The 19,753-nt window shown below is 72.8% G+C and carries 20 protein-coding genes; 11 read left to right on the top strand and 9 right to left on the bottom strand.

Features of this window, described 5'->3' with window-relative positions; all coding sequences use genetic code 11:
• Window positions 1-41: 41 nt before the first annotated feature.
• The gene (gene mqnP, locus IEZ11_RS32015; RefSeq protein WP_189266434.1) at window positions 42-944 is read right to left on the bottom strand and encodes a menaquinone biosynthesis prenyltransferase MqnP; all 903 of its coding nucleotides are present in this window, start codon (window positions 942-944) and stop codon (window positions 42-44) included.
• A gap of 97 nt (window positions 945-1,041) precedes the next feature.
• Window positions 1,042-2,499 carry a menaquinone biosynthesis decarboxylase gene (locus IEZ11_RS32010; RefSeq protein WP_189266433.1) on the bottom strand — a complete coding sequence of 486 codons (1,458 nt, stop codon included), beginning with the start codon at window positions 2,497-2,499 and terminating at the stop codon, window positions 1,042-1,044.
• Between the two features lie 63 nt (window positions 2,500-2,562).
• On the opposite strand from IEZ11_RS32010, the gene IEZ11_RS32005 reads away from it, so the two are divergent.
• Window positions 2,563-3,111 (top strand): TlpA family protein disulfide reductase, encoded by a 549-nt coding sequence (locus IEZ11_RS32005; RefSeq protein WP_229713486.1) that lies wholly within the window; start codon window positions 2,563-2,565, stop codon window positions 3,109-3,111.
• A gap of 78 nt (window positions 3,112-3,189) precedes the next feature.
• Here the strand turns inward: IEZ11_RS32005 and IEZ11_RS32000 are convergent, their stop codons facing one another.
• Entirely contained in the window at window positions 3,190-3,693 is a 504-nt protein-coding gene (locus IEZ11_RS32000) for a DUF3515 family protein (protein ID WP_229713485.1), read from the bottom strand.
• 86 nt (window positions 3,694-3,779) lie between these two features.
• Between IEZ11_RS32000 and IEZ11_RS31995 the strand changes: the two genes are divergently transcribed.
• The gene (locus IEZ11_RS31995) at window positions 3,780-4,046 is read left to right on the top strand and encodes a PLD nuclease N-terminal domain-containing protein (protein WP_189266432.1); all 267 of its coding nucleotides are present in this window, start codon (window positions 3,780-3,782) and stop codon (window positions 4,044-4,046) included.
• 20 nt (window positions 4,047-4,066) lie between these two features.
• On the opposite strand, the gene IEZ11_RS31990 is transcribed toward IEZ11_RS31995, so the two are convergent.
• The gene (locus tag IEZ11_RS31990) at window positions 4,067-5,788 is read right to left on the bottom strand and encodes a protein kinase domain-containing protein (RefSeq protein WP_189266431.1); all 1,722 of its coding nucleotides are present in this window, start codon (window positions 5,786-5,788) and stop codon (window positions 4,067-4,069) included.
• Window positions 5,789-6,031: 243 nt separating this feature from the next.
• Between IEZ11_RS31990 and IEZ11_RS31985 the strand changes: the two genes are divergently transcribed.
• Window positions 6,032-7,246 carry an esterase/lipase family protein gene (locus IEZ11_RS31985; protein WP_189266430.1) on the top strand — a complete coding sequence of 405 codons (1,215 nt, stop codon included), beginning with the start codon at window positions 6,032-6,034 and terminating at the stop codon, window positions 7,244-7,246.
• Window positions 7,247-7,315: 69 nt separating this feature from the next.
• Here IEZ11_RS31985 and IEZ11_RS31980 read toward each other — a convergent pair whose 3' ends face one another.
• Window positions 7,316-7,666: a winged helix-turn-helix transcriptional regulator gene (locus IEZ11_RS31980; protein WP_189266429.1), complete on the bottom strand. Its 351-nt coding sequence runs from the start codon at window positions 7,664-7,666 to the stop codon at window positions 7,316-7,318.
• 128 nt (window positions 7,667-7,794) lie between these two features.
• Here IEZ11_RS31980 and IEZ11_RS31975 point away from each other — a divergent pair, with 128 nt between their 5' ends.
• The 3 genes from IEZ11_RS31975 to IEZ11_RS31965 all read left to right on the top strand — a co-directional run bounded on the left by IEZ11_RS31975 (window position 7,795) and on the right by IEZ11_RS31965 (window position 10,374).
• Window positions 7,795-8,445 (top strand): FMN-dependent NADH-azoreductase, encoded by a 651-nt coding sequence (locus tag IEZ11_RS31975; RefSeq protein WP_189266428.1) that lies wholly within the window; start codon window positions 7,795-7,797, stop codon window positions 8,443-8,445.
• A 128-nt stretch (window positions 8,446-8,573) separates the two neighbouring features.
• The gene (locus IEZ11_RS31970; RefSeq protein ID WP_189266427.1) at window positions 8,574-8,816 is read left to right on the top strand and encodes a chaplin; all 243 of its coding nucleotides are present in this window, start codon (window positions 8,574-8,576) and stop codon (window positions 8,814-8,816) included.
• A gap of 154 nt (window positions 8,817-8,970) precedes the next feature.
• Complete coding sequence (locus IEZ11_RS31965; protein WP_189266426.1) at window positions 8,971-10,374, top strand: purine-cytosine permease family protein; 1,404 nt, start codon at window positions 8,971-8,973, stop codon at window positions 10,372-10,374.
• Window positions 10,375-10,399: 25 nt separating this feature from the next.
• On the opposite strand, the gene IEZ11_RS31960 is transcribed toward IEZ11_RS31965, so the two are convergent.
• Together IEZ11_RS31960 and IEZ11_RS31955 are read right to left on the bottom strand one after the other, a co-directional pair.
• Complete coding sequence (locus IEZ11_RS31960) at window positions 10,400-11,398, bottom strand: CorA family divalent cation transporter (RefSeq protein ID WP_229713484.1); 999 nt, start codon at window positions 11,396-11,398, stop codon at window positions 10,400-10,402.
• Window positions 11,399-11,529: 131 nt separating this feature from the next.
• Window positions 11,530-12,867 (bottom strand): PucR family transcriptional regulator, encoded by a 1,338-nt coding sequence (locus IEZ11_RS31955; protein WP_189266425.1) that lies wholly within the window; start codon window positions 12,865-12,867, stop codon window positions 11,530-11,532.
• Between the two features lie 111 nt (window positions 12,868-12,978).
• On the opposite strand from IEZ11_RS31955, the gene IEZ11_RS31950 reads away from it, so the two are divergent.
• From IEZ11_RS31950 to IEZ11_RS31935, 4 genes are all read left to right on the top strand, one after another.
• Window positions 12,979-13,428 carry a nucleoside deaminase gene (locus IEZ11_RS31950; RefSeq protein WP_189266424.1) on the top strand — a complete coding sequence of 150 codons (450 nt, stop codon included), beginning with the start codon at window positions 12,979-12,981 and terminating at the stop codon, window positions 13,426-13,428.
• Complete coding sequence (locus tag IEZ11_RS31945) at window positions 13,421-14,401, top strand: isopenicillin N synthase family dioxygenase (RefSeq protein ID WP_189266423.1); 981 nt, start codon at window positions 13,421-13,423, stop codon at window positions 14,399-14,401. Before IEZ11_RS31950 ends, IEZ11_RS31945 begins: the two co-directional genes overlap by 8 nt.
• Window positions 14,402-14,749: 348 nt before the next feature.
• The gene (locus tag IEZ11_RS31940) at window positions 14,750-14,932 is read left to right on the top strand and encodes a hypothetical protein (RefSeq protein ID WP_189266422.1); all 183 of its coding nucleotides are present in this window, start codon (window positions 14,750-14,752) and stop codon (window positions 14,930-14,932) included.
• 370 nt (window positions 14,933-15,302) lie between these two features.
• On the top strand, window positions 15,303-16,445 hold the full coding sequence (locus IEZ11_RS31935) for a helix-turn-helix transcriptional regulator (RefSeq protein WP_189266421.1): 1,143 nt from the start codon (window positions 15,303-15,305) through the stop codon (window positions 16,443-16,445).
• Between the two features lie 67 nt (window positions 16,446-16,512).
• Here the strand turns inward: IEZ11_RS31935 and IEZ11_RS31930 are convergent, their stop codons facing one another.
• Complete coding sequence (locus IEZ11_RS31930; RefSeq protein ID WP_189266420.1) at window positions 16,513-16,911, bottom strand: hypothetical protein; 399 nt, start codon at window positions 16,909-16,911, stop codon at window positions 16,513-16,515.
• A gap of 233 nt (window positions 16,912-17,144) precedes the next feature.
• Between IEZ11_RS31930 and IEZ11_RS31925 the strand changes: the two genes are divergently transcribed.
• Window positions 17,145-19,316, top strand: a complete 2,172-nt coding sequence (locus IEZ11_RS31925) for a LuxR C-terminal-related transcriptional regulator (RefSeq protein ID WP_229713483.1) — start codon at window positions 17,145-17,147, stop codon at window positions 19,314-19,316.
• Between the two features lie 14 nt (window positions 19,317-19,330).
• On the opposite strand, the gene IEZ11_RS31920 is transcribed toward IEZ11_RS31925, so the two are convergent.
• Window positions 19,331-19,729 carry an SRPBCC family protein gene (locus tag IEZ11_RS31920; protein WP_189266418.1) on the bottom strand — a complete coding sequence of 133 codons (399 nt, stop codon included), beginning with the start codon at window positions 19,727-19,729 and terminating at the stop codon, window positions 19,331-19,333.
• Between the last annotated feature and the right edge of the window lie 24 nt (window positions 19,730-19,753).

Here is a 19,753-nt window from a genome sequence, read left to right as displayed (position 1 = left end):
GACCCCGCGACCGGCCGTCCGATCGCCGCCACTCGAAGGGGCTATACCGAGAGCCCTCGCATCAGCAGGTCGATCAGGGCGCAGACGAAGAGGCTGATGCCGATGAAACCGTTCGTGGAGAAGAACGCGCGGTTGAGCCGGGACAGGTCGTGGGGGCGGACGATGTTGTGCTCGTACACGAAGGCGCCCGCCACGATCACCAGCCCCAGCCAGAAGAACGCGCCGGCGTCGGTGGCGAGCGCGTACCAGACGAACAGGGCCGTGGTCAGCGTGTGGCAGACCCGGGCGCCCCAGACCGCCGCCGGGATGCCGAAGCGGGCCGGGACCGACATGACACCGATCTCGCGGTCGGTCTCGACGTCCTGGCAGGCGTAGATCAGGTCGAAGCCGCCGATCCAGATGCCGACGGCGAGGCCGAGGATCACCGCGTCCCAGGACCACTCGCCGGTGACCGCCAGCCAGCCGCCGATCGGGCCCATGGCCTGGGCGAGGCCGAGGATGGCCTGGGGGAAGTTCGTGAACCGCTTGCCGTAGGGGTAGACCACCATCGGGATCACGGCGATGGGGGCGAGTGCCAGGCACAGCGGGTTCAGCAGGGCCGCCGAGCCCAGGAAGACCGCCACCGCGATCAGCGCGCCGGTCCAGGCGTGCTTCACGCTCATCGCACCGGTGACCAGCTCGCGCTGGGCGGTGCGCGGGTTGCGGGCGTCGATCTCGCGGTCGATGATCCGGTTCACGGCCATGGCGAAGGTGCGCAGGCCCACCATGCAGATCGTGACGAGGAGCAGCCGGCCCCAGTGGATGTTCCGGTCCAGCTCGAACATCGCGCTCAGCGCGGCGATGTACGCGAAGGGCAGCGCGAACACCGAGTGCTCGATCATCACCAGGCGCAGGAAGGCGCGGGCCCTCCCGGGCCGGGGCACCGCGGCGGCGGAGGCGCTCACAGGCCGAACTCCGTCCACCGGCGATCGACCGGACCACCTCCGCCGCGGCGGAGAAGCCCCGCCGCCGCGCTGCCGCGCACCATCATCGCCGTGGCCTTCACAGTCCGTATTCCTTCCATCGCCGCGTCACCCGTTCGGCCGTGTCCGGGTCCGACAGGACCATCTCCGGCCAGCCCCCGTCCCTGGTGTAGCCCTCCTCGGGCCACTTCCTCGTCGCGTCGATGCCCGCCTTGCCGCCCCAGAACTGCTGGTAGGAGGCGTGGTCGAGGTGGTCGACGGGGCCTTCCACGATGCTGAGGTCACGGGCGTAGTCGGTGTTGCCGAGGGCCCGCCAGGCGACCTCGTGCAGGTCGTGGACGTCGCAGTCGGAGTCGACGACCACGATCAGCTTGGTCAGGGACATCATGTGCGCGCCCCAGACGGCGTGCATGACCTTCTGCGCGTGCTTCGGGTACTTCTTGTCGATCGAGACGATCGCGCAGTTGTGGAAGCCGCCGGCCTCGGGGAGGTGGTAGTCCACGATGTCCGGGACGATGATCTTCAGAAGGGGCAGGAAGAAGCGTTCGGTGGCGCGGCCGAGGGGGCCGTCCTCCGTCGGAGGGCGGCCGACGACGATCGACTGGAGCAGCGGGCGCTTGCGCATCGTCACGCAGTCGATGGTCAGCGCCGGGAAGGGCTCCTGCGGGGTGTAGAAGCCGGTGTGGTCGCCGAACGGTCCCTCGGGCAGCATCTCGCCCGGTTCCAGCCAGCCCTCCAGGACGACCTCGGCGTTGGCCGGGACCTGGAGCGGGACGGTCCTGCAGTCGACCATCTCGATCCGCTTGCCCGCGATGAACCCGGCGAACAGGTACTCGTCGATGTCACCGGGGAGCGGGGCGGTGGAGGCGTAGGTGACGGCGGGCGGACAGCCGAAGGCGATCGCGACCGGGAGCCGCTCTCCCTTCCGTGCCGCCACCTGGTAGTGGTTGCGGCTGTCCTTGTGGATCTGCCAGTGCATGCCGATGGTGCGCTTGTCGTGGCGCTGGAGCCGGTAGAGGCCCAGGTTCCGGATGCCGGTCTCCGGGTCCTTGGTGTGGGTCAGCCCCAGGTTGAAGAAGGAGCCGCCGTCCTGCGGCCAGGTGAAGAGGGCCGGGAGCCGGTCGAGGTCGACGTCGTCGCCGGTCAGGACGGTCTCCTGGACCGGGGCGTCCCCGGGCTTCACCTTCTTCGGCGGCACGTGCGTCATCGCGCCGAGCTTCCCGAACGCCTCGCGCACCCCGACGAAGCCGTGCGGCAGCTCGGGGCGCAGCAGCCCGCCGATCCTCTCGGAGATCTCGCCGTACGACTTCAGGTCCAGGGCCTTCAGCAGCCGCCGGTCGGTGCCGAACACGTTCATCGCGAGGGGCATGTCCGACCCCTTCACGTTCTCGAAGAGCAGCGCCGGTCCGCCGGCCTTCTGCACCCGGTCGACGATCTCCCCGACCTCCAGATACGGGTCGACCTCGGCCTTCACACGCTTGAGGTCTCCCTCGCGCTCCAGTGCCCGGAGCAGGGAGCGAAGATCGTCGTAAGCCATGTGCCCCAGTATCGGCCACCCGGGGTCGGGGCCCGGTCACCGCCCCCTGCATACTCGTCGGCCGTGAGACGTCATCGCCGGTTACCGCTGCTCGTTCCCCTGTTCCTGCTCGCCGTGGCCTGCGCGCCGGCGCGGGAGGCCGGCGCGTCGCCCGTCTCCCCGCTGACCCGGGTGCCGGCCGCCGACCGGAAGGCGGCGCCCGACCTCAGCGGCAGCGGTCTGGACGGCAGGGCGGTCAGCCTGGCCGGCTACCGGGGCAAGGTCGTCGTCCTGAACGTCTGGGCGTCCTGGTGCGGGCCCTGCCGTGCCGAGGCGCCCGAACTGTCCAGGGCGCAGCGGGACCTGGCGGCCGAGGGGGTCCAGGTGCTCGGGGTGGACACGGACGCGCGGCGGGACAACGGGCGCGCGTTCCAGGAGCAGCACGCCCTGTCCTACCCGAGCCTGCACGACCCCGGCAGCCGCGAGCTCGTCCGGCTGCCGAAGGGGTACCTGCCGCAGGCGCTGCCGTTCACCCTCTTCATCGACCGGGACGGGAGGATCGCGGCGAAGTACCTGAGCGCCCTGACGGAGGCCGAGGTCCGCGCCGTGACCCGCCCGCTGCTGGCGGAGTAGCGCGCCCGAGGGGCGGGGTGGTTCCGGGCGACGGCGGCTGCCGGCGGTTCGTGGCTCGTCGCGCAGTTCCCCGCGCCCCTAATGCGGCGCTGCGGCAAGGCACCTGGCGCCTTCCGGGATCGGCGCCACCAGGCGGCTCAGGTCCACCAGCACCGTGTCCACACCCGCCGCGGGGCCGGAGACCGAGATCTCCACGGCGGGACTGCGGCCATAGGTGACCAGTTTCCTGCGGCCGTCCTCCGCCGTCCCGCGCCACACCCAGTCGACACCGTCCACGCTGACGCAGGCGTCCGTGGTCGGTCCCGGCGGGTTCACTCCGCAGCGCAGTTCCACCGTCCCGTGCCCCCAGACCGCGAGCCCGGCGAAGGTGACCCTGTCCCGCGTGGCGCCCGCGAGCCGGTCGGGGTACCGGCCGGCCAGCCGGCCGCACCCCGGATCCTCCGCGAACGGCCCCTGCGCCAGCCCGAACACCGGCGAGTCCAGTTCCCCGGCCACCAGCCCGGCACCGGCCAGCAGTCCCGCCACGGCCAGCGCGGCCGCCGTCCGCCTGCCGCGAGGCCGGCCGCTCACACCCACGACCACCGCCGATCTCCCTCCCCCCGCGCGGAGAGCCATGATGCCGCCCGGCCGCCGATGGGTGTCCGCACCCACCCGCTACTCTGGCCGCCATGCTCAGGTATCTGCCGTACTTGCTGGTCCTCGCGCTGTGGATCTACGCCTTCGTGGACTGCCTGAACACCCCCGAGGACGAGGTCCGCGCCCTGCCGAAGCTGGCGTGGGTGTTCGTCATCCTGCTCTTCGGCGAGGTCCTGGTCGGCCCGGTGGCCTGGCTGATCGCGGGCCGGACCCGGCAGCCGCGCGAGCGGTGGGTCGCACCGGACGACAACCCGGAGTTCCTGAAGTCCCTGAAGCCGGAGGATCCACGCACCGACTGACCGGCTGGCGGCGCGCACCGCTAGAACAGCGCCTTCACCTGGGTCGCCGTCAGCGCCCGCTGGAACACCTGGGCCTGCTTGATCGAGCCGGGGAACCAGTCGGTGGGACCGGCGGGGCCGGTGGCGCGGCCGATGGTCAGGGGGCCGTCGGCCGCGACGGGGCCGGTGTCGTTGATGCCGGCCTCCTGGGTGCCGCCGACGTACAGCAGGAGCTGGTTGCGCGGCCCCTCGTAGACGCCGACGAGGTGGGTCCAGGCCCCGGGCTCGGGGACGCTGTAGGACAGGGCGCGCAGACCGGGGCGGGCGAAGGCCCAGCGGTTCTCGGCGGGCGAGTACTGGAGGTAGAAGCCGCTGGCGTCCCCCGCGTCCTGGGCGACGGCGGTGGCGAAGGACGCCGGTCTGCCGTTCAGGCACACCCACGCCGAGACGGTGAAGCTGCGGCCCCTGCCGGTGCGCAGCACCTGCCCGCGCGTCACGACCTGGCTGGAGACGCCGTCGAACAGGGCGGAGCCGTCCTTGCCCCGGCCCCAGCCGACCGCGGTCGCGACGGCGTCGTAACGGCCCGTGTCGTCGGCGGCGACCGTGCCGGAGGTCTCCTCCAGCGGCCAGGCGGCGAGCGGGGAGGGCACGGAGACGGCGCCGGTGGTGCGCCGCACCGCGTTCTTGTTCCCGGCCCGGCCAAGGAGGTGCGCGACCGGTACGGCCCCGAGCGCGGCGACCGCGAGGACTCCCCCGGAGACGAGCAGCGTGCGGCGGCGCACACCTTCCGGCGGCGCCTTCTCCGGCGCCGGTGCCGGGTGGTCCAGCCGGGTGACCGGGCGGGTGGCGGCGGGCGCGGGCACGGGGGCGGGCGCGTGGTTCGCGAGGCCGGTCCGGGGCTCCGCCAGGCCGGTCCGGGGGTCCGCGGCCGGCCGGGCGAGAAGGGCGGTGGTGTCGGCGGCGGGGGCGATCCGGGTCAGGATCTCGCGCGGGGTGGGCCGGTGGTCCGGGTCCTTGGCCAGGCAGTCGGCGATGAGGCCGGCGAGGGCCGGGTCGGTGACGGCGCTGAGGTCGGGTTCGTCGTGCACGACCCGGTAGAGCAGGGCGGGGGTCGGTCCGGCGCCGAAGGGGTTGCCGCCGGTGGCCGCGAACATGAGGACCGCGCCCAGTGCGAACACGTCGCTCGCGCCGGTCACCTCCCCGCCCGCCACCTGTTCCGGCGACATGAACCCGGGCGAGCCGACCATCAGCCCGGCCCGCGTGATGGTGACCGACTCGACGCTGCGGGCGATGCCGAAGTCGATGACCCGCGGCCCGTCCTCGGCGAGCAGCACGTTCGACGGCTTGAGGTCCCGGTGCACCAGCCCGGCCGCGTGGACGGAGGTGAGCGCCTCGGCCAGCCCGGCGGCGAGCGCGAGCACGTCCGCGGCGGGCAGCGGCCCCCGCTCGGCCACCGCCTCCTGCAACGAGGGTCCGGCGATGTAGCTGGTGACCAGCCACGGCAGCGGGGCGTCCGGGTCGGCGTCCACGACCGGTGCCGTGAACGCACCGCTGACCTTGCGCGCGGCCGCCACCTCACGCCGGAAACGGGACCGGAACTCCGGGTGTCCCGCGACCAGTTCGGCGTGCACGACCTTGACCGCGACGGCCCGGCCACCCGGCGAGCGCCCCAGGTAGACCCGGCCCATCCCGCCCGCGCCGAGCCGCCTCAGCAGCTGGTACTCCCCGACGGAGCGCGGATCGCCCGGCTCCAGAGCTGCCACGATCCCTCCCGCGCCACTTGCCCCCGAAGACGCGGTCAGCATAGGACCGGTACGCCCGGCGGATGACCGAATCCCGCCCCCGTGCGGGAAGTTGCCCTCCGGTCTGCCCTTCAGGACGCCACCCGGCAGCAAATCGCACCATTTAACGCGTGTTGGTGAAAACATCACCTAAGCGCGTAATGCCGGTTTCAGTTGCCGAAGATCTCCGCGGAAGTGCTTCCGGCAGTGTGGAAAGGGATGACCGTGGCAGACAGCAGGGTCGAGAAGGCGAAGCGGGCCGCCGGGTCCATCGGACTGGTGACCCCGGCGGGCGCGCGGCCGACCGCGCAGGCGCCCTCGGCCGACGAGCAGTGGCAGCTGCCGGGCGGCACCGCCCGGGTGTACTACGGGCAGGGCCGGCAGGGCGTGAGCAGGCCGGTCGTCCTGGCCGACGGGTTCAACCTCGGGCCGACCGACTTCGACTGGCTCTGGGACGGGCTGGAGAACGGCCGGCTCCCGTTCGTCAGCGAACTGCGGCGCCGGGGGCGCACCCTGGTCCTCGTCGGCTTCGACGAGCGCAGCGAGTCGATCCCGCGGAACGCCGAGACGGTGATCGCCGCCGTCCTGCGGACCATCGCGGAGCAACTGGGCGGCGCCCGGCTGCTCGTGGGCGGGTTCAGCATGGGCGGACTGGTCACCCGCTACGCGCTGGCCAAGATGGAGACGCAGGGCATGGACCACCGGGTCGGCGTGCATCTGTCGTTCGACAGCCCGCACCGGGGTGCCTGGATCCCGATCGGCCTCCAGGCCTTCGCGCACCACCTCGCCCCGCACGACGACACCTTCGTGCGGCAGATCAGCAGCCCGGCCGCACAGCAGATGCTCTGGCGCCACGTGGACGGCGTGAACGGCACACCCAGGGAGAGCCCGCTGCGGACCGAGTTCAAGGAGCAGCTCCAGCGGGTCGGTGACTGGCCCCGGCTGCCACGCCTGCTCGCGGTGTCCAGCGGACGCGGCGACGGAATCGGCAACGGCGTCCGGGCCGGCGCGAAGACGCTCAGCTGCGCCGGTCCGCTCTTCGACGGCACCCGCTTCCTCGGCCAGGCGGAGGGCCAGAAGACCGAGGTCGCCGTGGTGAACGGCGTACTCGGCGGACCGCACTCGATCACCACGAGCGGCTACCCCGAACTCGACGGCGCGCCGGGCGGCACGCTGGAGTCCTTCGGCCTGCTCGCCGACGCGCTCGCGGCGGCCGGCGAGGACACCGACGCCGCGCACCGCAGCGTGTGCTTCGTGCCGTCCGTCAGCGCGGTCTCCATCCGCGACCTGAACCAGCAGGACGACCTGTACGCCGACGTCTACGACCTGCCGCCGGAGCAGTCCGACGTCGACGACTTCCTGCTCTCGTCGGACAACGAGGCGCACGCCCTGATGACCGAGGAACTCGGCGGCTGGATCCTGGACCGGCTCCCCGACTGACCGGCCCGCTTCACCGGGCCGGCAGGGGCGCGGGGCGGTGTCGAGGTGCGGCTCCGCCGGGCGCGGCGGTCAGCAGGCCGACTCCGGCAGGTGTTCCCGCGCCCACTCCCCGAGCGTCTTCAGCGACGGCTCCAGCGCGGCCCCCGCCGCCGTCAGCCGGTAGGAGACCCGCAGCGGCGGCCCCTCGTCGACCTCGCGCACCACGAGCCCCGCGGCGCCCAGTTCGACAAGGCGGTCGGACAGCATGCGTTCGCTGATGCCCGGGATGGCGCGGCGCAGGTCGGCGAAGTGGGTGGGGCGGTCCATCAGGACGGACAGGATCGGGCCGTTCCAGCGCTTGCCGAGCACTTGGAAGACGCGCGTGATGCCGACGTCGACACCTTTGCACGCCTCCGGGTCACGGGCTTGCTCCACCGCCATGGCATCAGGGTACAGGCCCCGCCCCGAGAGGGGCTGAAAAAAAGTAAGCACCTGTGCTATCTATAGCTGAGTACGAATTCTTAGCCCCTGCCGCCCTCCCCCAGGGCCCGTGCATCCGGAGACATCCCATGGCCACCCTGCTCCACATCGACTCGTCCCTTCTCCCCGGCGAGGCCTCCTCCTCCCGCGCCGTCACCGAGGCCTTCCGCGCGGCCTGGCTGGCACAGCACCCCGACGGCACGGTGATCTACCGAGACCTGGCGGCGGATCCGGTGCCGCACCTGAACCTGGCCGCCCACACCGCCGGTTTCGCCGACCCCGCCACCCACAGCCCCGAGCAGGCGGAGGCCTTCGCGGCCCGCGTGCGGCTGATCGAGGAACTGGAGCAGGCGGACGCGGTGCTGATAGGCGCCCCGATGTACAACTTCACGATCCCCTCGACGCTCAAGGCGTGGCTGGACAACGTGGTCCTGTTCGGCCGCACCATGGGCGAGACGCCGTCCGCCAAGGGCACCCCGGTCACCGTCGTCGCCAGCCGCGGCGGCTCGTACGCGCCGGGCACCCCGCGGGAGCCGTTCGAGTACGTCCAGAACTACCTGACCGCGCTCCTCGCCGACGGCCTCGGCCTGACCGTCGACTTCATCGTGCCGGAGCTGACCATGGCCCCGCAGAACCCGGCGATGGCCGAGCTCGTGCCGCTCTACGAGGCCTCCCGGGACCGCGCCCTCCAGGACGCGGCCGTCAAGGCGAAGGAGCTGGCCGACCGCCTCGCGGCCTGACGCGCACACCGGCGTACGGTCCCGCGGTCCGGGGCCGGTTGCGCCGATCGGCCCAGCAGCGCATGCGGGTCCGGTGGCGGGCGGTTGTGATGGACGCGTTCTGACATCCCGACACCTTGGAGGCCGTCATGCGCATCCGCTCCCTCGCCGTCACCGGCGCACTCGCCGCCACCCTCGCCCTCGCCGGCACCACCGCCGCCCACGCCGACAACGGCGCCGAGGCCAACGGCTTCGCGGTCGGCAGCCCGGGGCTGCTGTCCGGTAACGTCGTCCAGATCCCGATCAACATCCCGATCAACGTGTGCGGCAACACGGTCAACATCATCGGCCTGCTGAACCCGACGGGCGCCAACTCCTGCACCAACGGCTGACCCGGGCCGCTCGACAGGCGGGTTCCGAGGAACTTCCGGGGGCACCGCGCCCCCGGAAGTCCTCGCATGCGTGCAGGTTGTACGCCGGTGAGCCGCCCGAAGCGGACAGTGCGCCTCTGGGCCGCGCCGGGAGCGATCCCGACACTTACCTCGTATGACGACTGCTCCCGCCGGTTCCACCACCAGTATCGCGCCCGAGTACGGCGACCGGGTCATCGCCGTGGAGGCGGCGGGCTCGGAACCGATCCCCGAGGCCGAACGCCACGGCAGCCCGCTCCAGTTGCTGTGGACCTGGGCGTCCCCCAACATCGAGTTCGCGACCGTCTACATCGGCGTGATCGCGGTCCTCTTCTTCGGCCTGGACTTCTGGACGGCGACCGCCGCGATCCTGCTGGGCACCGCGATCGGCGCGGTCACCCAGGGCGTGCTCTCGCTGGACGGGCCGCGGTTCGGCGTCCCGCAGATGGTGATCGGCCGCTTCTCCTTCGGCTTCCTGGGCAACATCCTGCCCTCCGCCGCCAACGGCCTGCTCGCGGGCGTCGGCTGGTTCGCGGTGAACAGCGTCAGCGCGGCCTTCGCCCTGAACACGCTGACCGGCCTGCGCCCGCTGCCCTCTCTCCTCCTCGTCGTGGTCGCCGAGATCCTGATCGGCTTCATCGGCCACAACTTCGTGCACACCTTCGAGAAGTACGCGTTCCCGGCGCTCGCGGTGGTCTTCCTGCTGGCCGGCGTGTGGACCTTCAAGGACGCGGACCTCGGCGGGGGCGGCTCGGGCGGCGGCGTCGGCGGCTTCCTGCTCGCGTTCAGCGCGGCCTGGGGCTACGCGGCCGGCTGGAACCCGTACGCCACCGACTACTCCCGCTACCTGCCGCGCACCGCGAACAAGGTGAAGACCGTGCTGTGGCCGGCCGTCGGCCTGTTCGTGTCGGTCTCGATCGTCGCGGTCATCGGCGCGGCCTCGGCCACCATCATCGCCCCGAAGGACGCCACCCCGACGGCCGCCTTCACCGGCCATCTCCCCGGCTGGCTCGGCGACCTCGTGCTGCTCGCCATCATGCTCGGCGGGGTCTCGGCGAACGCCCTCAACGTGTACTCCGGCGCCATCTCCATCGCCTCCTTCGGCCTGAAGCTCCCCACCTGGCTGAGCCGCAGCGCCCTGGTCGTGGTGTCGGGCATCGTCGGTACGGCCGCGGCCTGGGCCTCGCTGGACGACGCGGGCGCGGCCTACGAGGCGTTCCTGCTGGTCATCGCCTACTGGGTGGCGCCCTGGCTGGGAGTCGTCCTGGTGGAGCGCCGGCTCCAGCGCCGTACGGCGACGGACGAGGAACTCTCCGCCCGCCTGGCCGACCGCTCCTTCACCAACTGGCCCGGTCTCGCCGCCCTGCTGATCGGCGTCGCGGTCTCCGTACCGCTCTTCTCCAACCAGGAGGACTACGTGGGCTGGGTGCCGAAGCACCACCCCGCCTTCGGCGACATCACCCCGCTGGTCGGCTTCGCGGTGAGCGCCCTGCTCTACGCGGCCCTGCGGACCCGAAGCACGCTCCGGCCCACACCGTGACCCGCTCCTGCCGGTCCCGCCCGGCCTAGTCGTCGTCCCGCAGCCGCCGCCAGATGCGGCTGCGGTGCAGGAGGAACAGCGAGGCGATCACGGCGACCAGTTGGAGACCCACGGCGAGCAGCCAGAACTCGTCCCGGGTCTCCAGCCGGTTGGTCAGGAAGGTGAAGTTCATACCGAAGAAACCGGTCAGGAACGACAGCGGCAGGAAGATCACTGACACGATCGCCAACCGGTTGATCACCCCGTTCTGCTCGCCCGCGACCAGTGAGCCGTAGCTGGCGAAGGCCCGGCGGGCGGCGTCCTGGAGGGACTCGATGTCCGCGAGGACCAGCCGCGCCGTCCGCTGGAACTCCTGGGCGAGCCGCTGCCGCTCCGCCGGGAAGTCGGGGCTCATCATCCTGCGGGTGACCACCTCCTCGACCGCCTGGAGGTAGGGCAGCAGCGCGTGGTGCAGAAGGGCGGACCAACGGCGCTGCTGGGACAGCAGATAGATCTGCTCGGGCCGCCGCCCCTCGAACATGTCGTCCTCCAGCTCCTCCACCGCGAGCAGCGCCCGCACCGAGGCCCGGCGGAACGTCGCCAGCGACTCCTGGAGCAGCAGGAACAGCGTGGCCACGGCGTCGCGCGGCCGCTCCCGCCGCAGCTGCTCGGTGATGTCCGCCGCCAGGGTGGCCGGGCCCCAGTGGACGACCACCAGGAAACGCTCGCCGGCCAGGACGTGCACATGGGCGACGGCACGGTCATGGACCACCGGGACGACGAACCCGGCGACCTCCCCCAGGAACTCGGCCCGCGCGGACTCCCCGCGCCTGCCGAACCACTCCAGCTCCTCGTCCGCCAGCCCGAGCAGCCGCACCACCGACTCCTCCTCGGGCTCCTCCCCCTCCCGCTCCCGCTCCCTCTCCTGCTCCGGCAGTTCGACGCGGAGGAAGAGAAAGGGGTCGGTGCCGAGCCGTCGACGTGCCTCCGGCACGGAGACCGTCGTCATGCCCCCGTCCGGCACCGACACCACCGTCACGATCATCGATCGCCCTCGCCGCTGCTCCCGTCGCCCACCCTCCCAGCCTGCGTGCGGCCCGCGGTACGCGCACGCGCTGCCGCCGACCAGGTGCGGGCCGTCCGGGCGAGGCGGTGGGGGCGAGGCGGTGGGGGCGCCTAGGCGCTCCGCGGGAAGTGCCCCGACATGTCGTCCGCCGGCTGCCGCGCCGTCGTGGCTGGTCGCGCGCACGCGGCGGCAGCCGCAGACCGGACGGGGCCCCGCGCCCCTTCAGGGCGCTGCCGTACCACCCGGTGCGCGCAGGCCGCCGTCAGGAGTTCGCCCAGCAGGTCCGGGTCGCCGATCTCCAGACCGAGAAGGGACTCGATGCGTTCCAGGCGCTGGTAGAGGGACTGGCGGCCGATGTGCAGCAGGGCGGCCGTACGGGTCGGGGAGCAGCCGTGCCGCAGGTGCACCTCCAGGGTGCGGACCAGGTCGCTGGGGTGGGCGGCCTCCCAGGCCAGCAGCGGGCCGAGGGTGTGCTGGACGAGCGCGGCGAGGCGTTCCCGGTTGGCGGCCACCCCGCCCCGGGTCAGCTCCCGCTCCAGGGCGAGGGCGCGGGCCGAGGTCACCGACGGGCCCTCGGGCAGCGCCGGTTCGGCGGGCGGCACGGTCAGCGCGAGTTCGAGGGTGGTCCGGGCCGCCCGCAGCGTCTCGCTCCAGTGCAGCCAGCCGCCGGGGCCGACCGCATGGCCGACGGCGACCGTGGCCCCCGGCTCCGCGGCGCCCCGGAACGCCTCCTGCACGGCGCGTACGGGATCGCCGGGGACGGCGGCCGGCACCGCCAGCAGCGCCAGGACGTCCCCCGGGAACGCGGACCGCAGCACCCCGGCCCCGCCCAGCACCCGTACCGCCCGGTCCACCGCGCCCACGCCCCGGCTGCCGTGCAGCGAGACGCCGAGGAGCCGGGCGCCGGGACCGGGGTGGAACCCGGCGAGCGCGGCCCGCGCCTCCACCTCGGGCTGGTTGAGGGCCTGCCCGTCGGCCAGGTCGGCGAGCAGCGCCGCCGCGTGGTCGTCGCCCCAGGGCCGGACGAGCGTACGGCGGCCGGACAGACCCCGGGCCACGATCGCCCGGTTGGCGGCCTCGGCGATCCGCACGAAGGGCACCACCCGGTGCAGGGCGAGCAGCGGCAGGCCGAGGCGGCGGGCCTCGTCGGTCACCTCCGGCGGCATGCTGGGCAGGGCCCGCCCGACCTCCACCGCGAGCCCGGCCGCACCGCGCGCCGCCAGCTCCCGTACGTACCGGCGGCGGACCTCGTCGGCGGCGTCGGTCAGGCCGAAGCCGTTGGTGAGGAGCAGTTCGCCGCCGTCGAGGAAGTTGGCGCCCTCGTAGACCTCGCTGGAGTGCACCCAGCGCACGGGGCGGTCCAGGGCGCCCTCCCCGGCGAGCAGTTCGGGGCGGGCCGCCCGCACGGGGTCGAGGGCGAGGACTTCGCGGAGGGTGAGTGCGGGCACGGCGACCTCCAGGGGACGGGCCCGGCCGCTGACATTTCGTCCGGCCGGGGGTTGCCCGGAGGGTACTTTCCGCACGTTGCCCTCGTGTTTCGGCCACAGGAGAGTGAAGACATGGATCAGTCGCAAGCCCACACCTGGCTCGCCACCGCCGTCGCCGAGGCCCGCAGCGGGCTCGCCGAGGGGGGCATCCCGATCGGCGCCGCGCTCTACGGCGCCGACGGCGCGCTGCTCGGCCGCGGGCACAACCGGCGCGTGCAGGACGACGACCCCTCCATGCACGCGGAGACGGCCGCCTTCCGGGCGGCGGGACGGCAGCGTACGTACCGGGGCACCACCATGGTGACCACCCTGTCACCGTGCTGGTACTGCTCCGGCCTGGTCCGCCAGTTCGGCATCTCCCGGGTCGTGATCGGCGAGGCGGCCACCTTCCACGGCGGCCACGACTGGCTCGCCGAGCACGGCGTGGAGATCGTCCTGCTGGACGACCCCGAGTGCGTCGCCATGATGCACGACTTCATCAACGGCAACCCGGCCCTGTGGAACGAGGACATCGGTGAGTGACACCAACAGCCCCAGCCCCCGTATCCCCACCATCGACCTGCGCCCCTGGCTCGACGGCGACGAGGACGGCCGGCGGGAGACCGCCCGGACCGTCGACGCGGCCCTGCGGACCGCCGGCTTCCTGCTCGTCACCGGGCACGGGGTCGAGGACGAGCTGCGCGACGCCGTACGGGAGGCCGCCCGCGCGTTCTTCGCGCTGCCGGCCGAGGTGAAGGCGGCGTACGAGGTGAAGGTCGGCGGACGGGGGTGGCTGGGCCCGAAGGCCGAGGCCAACGGCTACTCGGAGGGCACCGAGACCCCGCCGGACCTCAAGGAGTCGCTGACCTTCGCGACCGACGAACCCTTCGAGGACCCGGCCGTCAACGCCGAGTGGTACGCCCCCAACGTGTGGCCGGCGGAGATCCCCGAACTCCGGACGCGCGGTGAGGAGTACCTGGAGCGGATGGCCGCGCTGGAGAAGGAGCTGCTGTCCCTGCTGGGGTACGCGCTCGGGCTCGAACCCGACTTCTTCTCCCGGCACATGGACCATCCGACGTACGGCTTCAACATCAACTGGTATCCGGGGACGGACGTCATCGGCGAGGCGGAGCCCGGCCAGTTCCGGATCGGCCCGCACACCGACTTCGGGACGGTGACCATCCTGGACCGGCAGGCCGGCAAGGGCGGGTTGCAGGTGTACACGGACGAGGGCGGATGGGAGGACGCGCCCTTCGATCCCGCCGCGTTCACCATCAACATCGGTGACCTGATGGCCCGTTGGACCGGCGATCGGTGGCGGTCGGGGCGGCACCGGGTGCTGCCGCCGCCCACCGACGCACCCGCCGAGGAGCTGATGTCCCTCGTCTACTTCGGTGAGTGCACCCCGGGCACCACCGTCGAGTCGGTCCCGGCGCCGGTCGGCCGGGTGGCGTACCCGCCGGTCGACTCGCACGTCTACCTGCGGGAGAAGCTGGATTCCATCACGGTCGGCTGAGGCCGGGCACCCGGCCTCCGTGTGTCGCACATCACAGATCGATTCGGTTTGCGTGGATGACCGGATCGATCTGCGGCCGTTTGCACTCTCCGCCGCGGGACGCCCTCCCGGTAACCGGCTCCCAGCAGGTGGTTTGACGTTCCTTCAAGGGGGCGGAACGGAAGTGGAGTTGGGATTCCGATTGCGCCGGACCGTTCGAGCTGGTTTTTGAGCACTGTGTGTTCGAGAAGGGTCACAGCAAGCCACGAGGAACTCGGTAGTGTGGTCGCACTCCCCTCCCGGGGGCAGGCCAGCAGGCAGAACGATCCAGCCTGCTGTCGTGCCACCGAGAGAAAGGAGAAAGGATCCATGGCCAACGCCGAGGAGACCGAGTCGGAGGAGCCGGGAGAACCTCCCGATCAGCCGTCCGGTGCCGAGGAGCCGGATCACCCTGACGGTACGAACCTGCGCTGGGAGCACGTGCAGCTGGTCATCGACGCGGTCGGCGTCGCGATCGGGCTCATCGGGCTCTGGCGCGGGTGCGGCGGATGAGGTAGGCGCCTCACCCACCGCACACTGCCGGGTCGGCCAACTGGGTCCGCGTCCTGGACCGGTGGGCAAAACATCGCCAGGGCGCGGGCCCGCGAACTCTCCAGACCCGTACATACGCACTCACGCACGGAACACCCGCGGGAGTTCGACGGGATCCCCGCGTCACGTGCTCCGCACTCCTCGATACTGCCGTGCGGGGCACCACTTGGAGAACCCTCTCGAACCCTAGACGGTACCAGGAGACCACTCTGCCTGCGGCGCGCCCGGCACGCCGGACACCCCCACCGGGTGTGCGGCCACCGGCGACCGGGCCGAAACGGTACCGCTCCCGCGCGCGCGTCCGGCGTGACGCGCGTGGGAAGGCGTTCTCATGGCCCGTGGCACGGCACCCTTCAGCAACGCGGCACTGCGCGAGGTACGACGACGGCGGCCCGTCGAGGGCCGGCTGCTGAGCGCGGCCGAACTGGCCCGTCGCGTCGGCACCTCCAAGTCCCGGATCCTCGCCTACGAGAAGGGCACCTCGGTGCCCGAGCCGCGGCGCATCGAGCAGCTCGCCGGGGTCTTCGGCATCCCGCCGCGCCGACTGTGCCCGGCGGTGCCCGACGCGGCGGACGGCATCCGCCGGCTGCGGGTCGCGGCGGGCCTCACCAGCGCCGAGGCGGCCGACCGGCTCGGCATCAGCCGGAACACCTACCGGGACCTGGAACTGCACGCCAAACTCCCGGCCCGCCGGTACGCCACCCTGCCGCAGCGGCTCGCCGAGGTCTTCGCGGTCAGCCCGCGCACCGTCCACCGCTCGCTCGACTCGCATCCGCAGGCGGCCGAGCGGCGCCAGGAGATCACCCGGCTGCTGGCCGCCCTGTTCCGCCGCGCCCACGAGACCGGCCGGCCGGCCGGCGTCGGCACCGACGAGCCCGAACTGCGCGCCCTGGCCCGGCTGCTGAGGCGTTCGGCCGGGACGACCTGCCGGCTGGTCGACCATGAGCTGGGGCGGCTGCGCGGTGATCTCCGGGAGCGCGCCGGGGAGGAGGCGACCGCCGCCTACGGCCAGGACGAGGACGACATCCGCCGGGCGCGGAGCCGGATAGAGCTGCTGACCGAGCGGATAGACCGGGCCGCGGTCCAGGCGGCCGCCTCCTGGACCCGGTTCCTCGCCGAGGCGATGACCAGCCGGCAGTGGCGCCTGCTGGTACGGCTGCTGAACGCCGAGGCGGTACCGGAAGGGCGCCTGCTCGACTTCGGTGAACCGGAGGCCTGGCAGGGGCTGGCCGCACAGGGCCTGATCACCCGCGAACGCACCCCCGACGGCGGCACCGGCGGCTTCGTGCTCACCTCCGAGGGGCTGGCCAGGGCGCTGCACGAGGCGCGGCTGTACGCCTGCCTGTACCCGAGGGTGCCGGTGCCGTCCCGCACGGCACGGGTGGTCGCCCGGCGGAAGTTCCTCGACGCCCGCAGACGGTGGACACCGGCCGCACCCGTTCAGAACCGGCCCGCGACCGGGCCGGTTTCGTGACCCGCCCCGCCCGGACGTCCGGGCGCCGCGGCGGTCGGGTGCCGCCGCGGCGCGCGTCACGTGTGGCTCACGAGGCGTAGACGAACGGCTCGCTCCTGGCATGGGAGACGTCGGACAGCGCCCCCGCGATGACCTTGAGGGTGGCGACCGCCTGAAGGAGGTCGCCCTCGGTCACCTTGGTGGCGTCGAGAGCGTTGAAGGGGATGCGGATCGGTTCGGCGCGGGTCCCGTTCACGGGAATCGCCGGCTGGTCGTACCCCTGGACCTGGACCTGGACGAGCTGGGTCTGGTTGCCGACCGACGCCCAGACCTGGATGCGGCTGCTGACGGCGTTGAACGACGCCCCCACCTCGATGTCCGCGACCACGTCGAAGTCGTCGTTGACACCGAGGACGTCCACCGTGAAGGACGTACCCTTCCTCACCACCGAGAGTGCCTTGATCCGCGCGTTGTATTCCTCGGGCATCCCACTTCTCCTTCCCCGTTGAAGTCGAGTGCCCTCACCGTAGGTCGACGGCTCCCCGGACCGCCCCGGGGAAATCCCCGGGGTTGCCGGTACGGATCCGCTACGACACACCGCGTACGCCGCCCGGGTCCGGATGAGGGAGGTTGCCGACCTCCGCAGCCCGTACCGCCCGAGACACCTCACTGCCCCTCAGCCGCCCCGCCCCCGGGGTGCGGCCCGTCCTACCCTGGGCCATGCTCTTCGGACGGCGCACGGAGACGGAGCGGATCGGCCGACTGGTGCTGGACGCCCGCCGGGGCAGAAGCCGGGTCCTGGTGCTGCGGGGCGACGCCGGCATCGGCAGGACCGCGCTGCTGCGCCACGGTGCCGACGCGGCCCGCGCGCAGGGCATGCGGGTGCTCTGGCTGCGCGGCTGGGGTCCGGAGAAGCACCTCGCGTTCGCCGGCCTCTGCCAGCTCGTCCGCTCCGACGCCCACCTCATCGACCGGCTCCCGGCGGCGCAGGCCGAGGCACTGCGCGGAGCTGTCGCCCTGGGGCCCGCCCGGCCCGCCGCCGACCGCCTCGGGGTGTGCGCCGCGACCCTGAGCCTGCTCGCCGAACTCGCCGGGGAACGCCCGCTGTTGGTCGCCGTGGACGACCTGCACGACCTGGACCCCTGGTCCGCCGAGGCCCTGGCCTTCGCGGCCCGCCGGCTGCTGGCCGAGGACATCGGCATGCTGGTCACGACCCGGCCGGATCCGGCGGTCGACCGGCTGATCGTCGCGCTCCCCGTGCTGGAGGTGGCCGCGCTGGTGGAGACGGCCGTCGGTGAGCTGGTCGCCGACCGGACCGGGGTGCGACCGCACAAGGACGTGGTGCACCGGCTCGCGCTGGACGGCGCCGGCAGGCCGAGGGCGCTGCTCGAACTGGTGGACGGGCTCACCGGCCCGCAGCTGAGCGGGCGTCACCCGCTGCCGGCGGCGGCCGCACGGGAGCGGCCGGTGGCGCTCGGCGTCGGGGAGCCCGGCCGGTTCCTGCGGCTCACCGCGACGGCTTCGGACACCCTCTGCTGCGGACGGGACCCGCACGCCCGCAACCTCCTCGTGGGGGCCGGCCTCCTGGCCGACGGGGCCGGACCGGGTGCGGAGGCGGCCGCCGGGCCCGGCCGCGCCGAGCTGTTCACCGGACATCCCGCCCTGGCCCGCCGGTCCGTGTTCCAGGCCGCCGAGGAACTCTGCGACGCACACCCGCGGTGCAGCTCCGAGCTGTTCGCGGACGCCGCCCTCGCGTCGCTGCTGTCCGGTGACCCCGCCGCCGCCCTGATCCGCGGCATCACCCTGCTGCGCCTGGGGGAGGGCTCCACGGGCCGGGACCGGTCGGGGAACTGCCCGGCGGCGGCCCTGAACCGGACCGGCGGGCAGCTGCCGGGCCGGCGGACCGTCAAAACGTTGCTGGAGCGGCTGCGGGCGGCCGGAGCGCTCGGCATGCTGCCCTTCGCGCTGTGCGTCTCCTCGTACGCGGACGTGTTCACCGGCCGTACCGAGGCGGCACGGGCGGCAGCCACCGAGGCCGTCGAACTGGCCGCGCTCACCGGCAACGAGTTCTGGCAGTACCTGTCCCTGTCCGCCCTGGCGCACGTCGAGGCGGTACGCGGCAAGGCGGAGCTCTGCCGGGAGCACGGGCGGCGGGCGCTGGCGCTGAAACGCGCCGACACCGACTACCCGCGGGACGCGAGTGAGGCCCTGGGCCTGCTGGAACTGAGCATCGGCGACTATCCGGAGGCGCTGCGCCGGTTCCGCGAGGGAGCGATGTCCACGTCCGCGGACGATCCCGACAGTCTGCTCGACAGCGACTTCGACGCCATCGAGGCACGGATACGCAGCGGACTGCCGCTGCCGGAGGGGGCCCGGGTGTCCCTGGCCCGGCACGCCGGGCAGGTGCACCTTCCGCTGCATGCCGCGATCGCCCTCAGACTGCGTGGCCTGGCCGCCGGAAAGGGGGCGGAGGACTGCTTCGAGCAGGCACTGGCACTCCATGCCGACGTGCCCTGCCCGCTGGAGACCGCCCGGACCCGGCTCGTCTACGGGGAGCAGTTGCGCCGTGCGGGACAGCGGACGAGGGCACGCGAGCAGTTGCGGAGCGCGCTGGACGGCTTCGAGCGGCTGGACGCCCGGGTCTGGGCGGAGCGCTGCCACCGGGAGCTGACGGCGACCGGGGAGACCGTCCGGCCGGTACCCGGGGAGCTGACTCCGCAGGAGTTCCAGGTCGTCCGGGCGGTCGTCGCAGGAGCCACCAACAAGCAGGCCGCCTCGGCGCTGTTCCTCAGCCCGAGGACGGTGGAGTTCCACCTCGGCAACGTCTACCGCAAGCTGGGCGTCCACAACCGCACGGAACTCTCGCACCGGTATCCCGGGCTGCGCGGGTGAAGCGCTCCCGGCTCCTACGGAGCGCTGATATCAATCAGGCGTTCGAATCTGGTCCGCCAGCCCTGTTCCGAGTCCGCCTCGCCCTTGAACTCGTGCGTGAAGCGCAGGGCGCTGGCCGACTCCCCGTCGCGCTCCAGGTGGAAGCGGATCCGTCCGCCGTTCTCCACGGTGTACTCGGCGACCCGGTCCACGTCCCACGCCGTGACCCGGCCCGTGCCCAGGTCGCGGAGGGTGACCGTGCCTCCGAGGCGGGGTTGCAGGACGTCGGCGGCGGTGAACCAGGCGGCCAGGCCGTCCGGGGTCGTCAGCCTGGGCCAGACCTGGTGCGGCGCCCCGGGGAGCCGGACCAGGAAGTGGAGGATGTGCGTTCTCCCGTGGGTCTGACTGGTGCCCTGTTCGACGGAACCGGTCATGGCACCAGTGTCGCCCCTGGGCGG

Origin of the sequence: Streptomyces fuscichromogenes (assembly GCF_014645815.1) — a bacterium.
GTDB classification, from domain to species: Bacteria; Actinomycetota; Actinomycetes; order Streptomycetales; family Streptomycetaceae; genus Streptomyces; species Streptomyces fuscichromogenes.
This window is presented reverse-complemented; position numbering and strand designations above follow the sequence as displayed.

Coding starts and splice junctions, on each gene's coding strand:
- IEZ11_RS31980 (WP_189266429.1), bottom strand. CDS start 7,666: ATGGCGGTGGAGCAAGCCCGTGACCCGGAGGCGTGCAAAGGTGTCGAC.
- IEZ11_RS31920 (WP_189266418.1), bottom strand. CDS start 19,729: ATGACCGGTTCCGTCGAACAGGGCACCAGTCAGACCCACGGGAGAACG.
- IEZ11_RS31970 (WP_189266427.1), top strand. CDS start 8,574: ATGCGCATCCGCTCCCTCGCCGTCACCGGCGCACTCGCCGCCACCCTC.
- IEZ11_RS31950 (WP_189266424.1), top strand. CDS start 12,979: ATGGATCAGTCGCAAGCCCACACCTGGCTCGCCACCGCCGTCGCCGAG.
- IEZ11_RS31935 (WP_189266421.1), top strand. CDS start 15,303: ATGGCCCGTGGCACGGCACCCTTCAGCAACGCGGCACTGCGCGAGGTA.
- IEZ11_RS31965 (WP_189266426.1), top strand. CDS start 8,971: ATGACGACTGCTCCCGCCGGTTCCACCACCAGTATCGCGCCCGAGTAC.
- IEZ11_RS32010 (WP_189266433.1), bottom strand. CDS start 2,499: ATGGCTTACGACGATCTTCGCTCCCTGCTCCGGGCACTGGAGCGCGAG.
- IEZ11_RS31975 (WP_189266428.1), top strand. CDS start 7,795: ATGGCCACCCTGCTCCACATCGACTCGTCCCTTCTCCCCGGCGAGGCC.
- IEZ11_RS31995 (WP_189266432.1), top strand. CDS start 3,780: ATGCTCAGGTATCTGCCGTACTTGCTGGTCCTCGCGCTGTGGATCTAC.
- IEZ11_RS31930 (WP_189266420.1), bottom strand. CDS start 16,911: ATGCCCGAGGAATACAACGCGCGGATCAAGGCACTCTCGGTGGTGAGG.
- IEZ11_RS31925 (WP_229713483.1), top strand. CDS start 17,145: ATGCTCTTCGGACGGCGCACGGAGACGGAGCGGATCGGCCGACTGGTG.
- IEZ11_RS31940 (WP_189266422.1), top strand. CDS start 14,750: ATGGCCAACGCCGAGGAGACCGAGTCGGAGGAGCCGGGAGAACCTCCC.
- IEZ11_RS31960 (WP_229713484.1), bottom strand. CDS start 11,398: ATGATCGTGACGGTGGTGTCGGTGCCGGACGGGGGCATGACGACGGTC.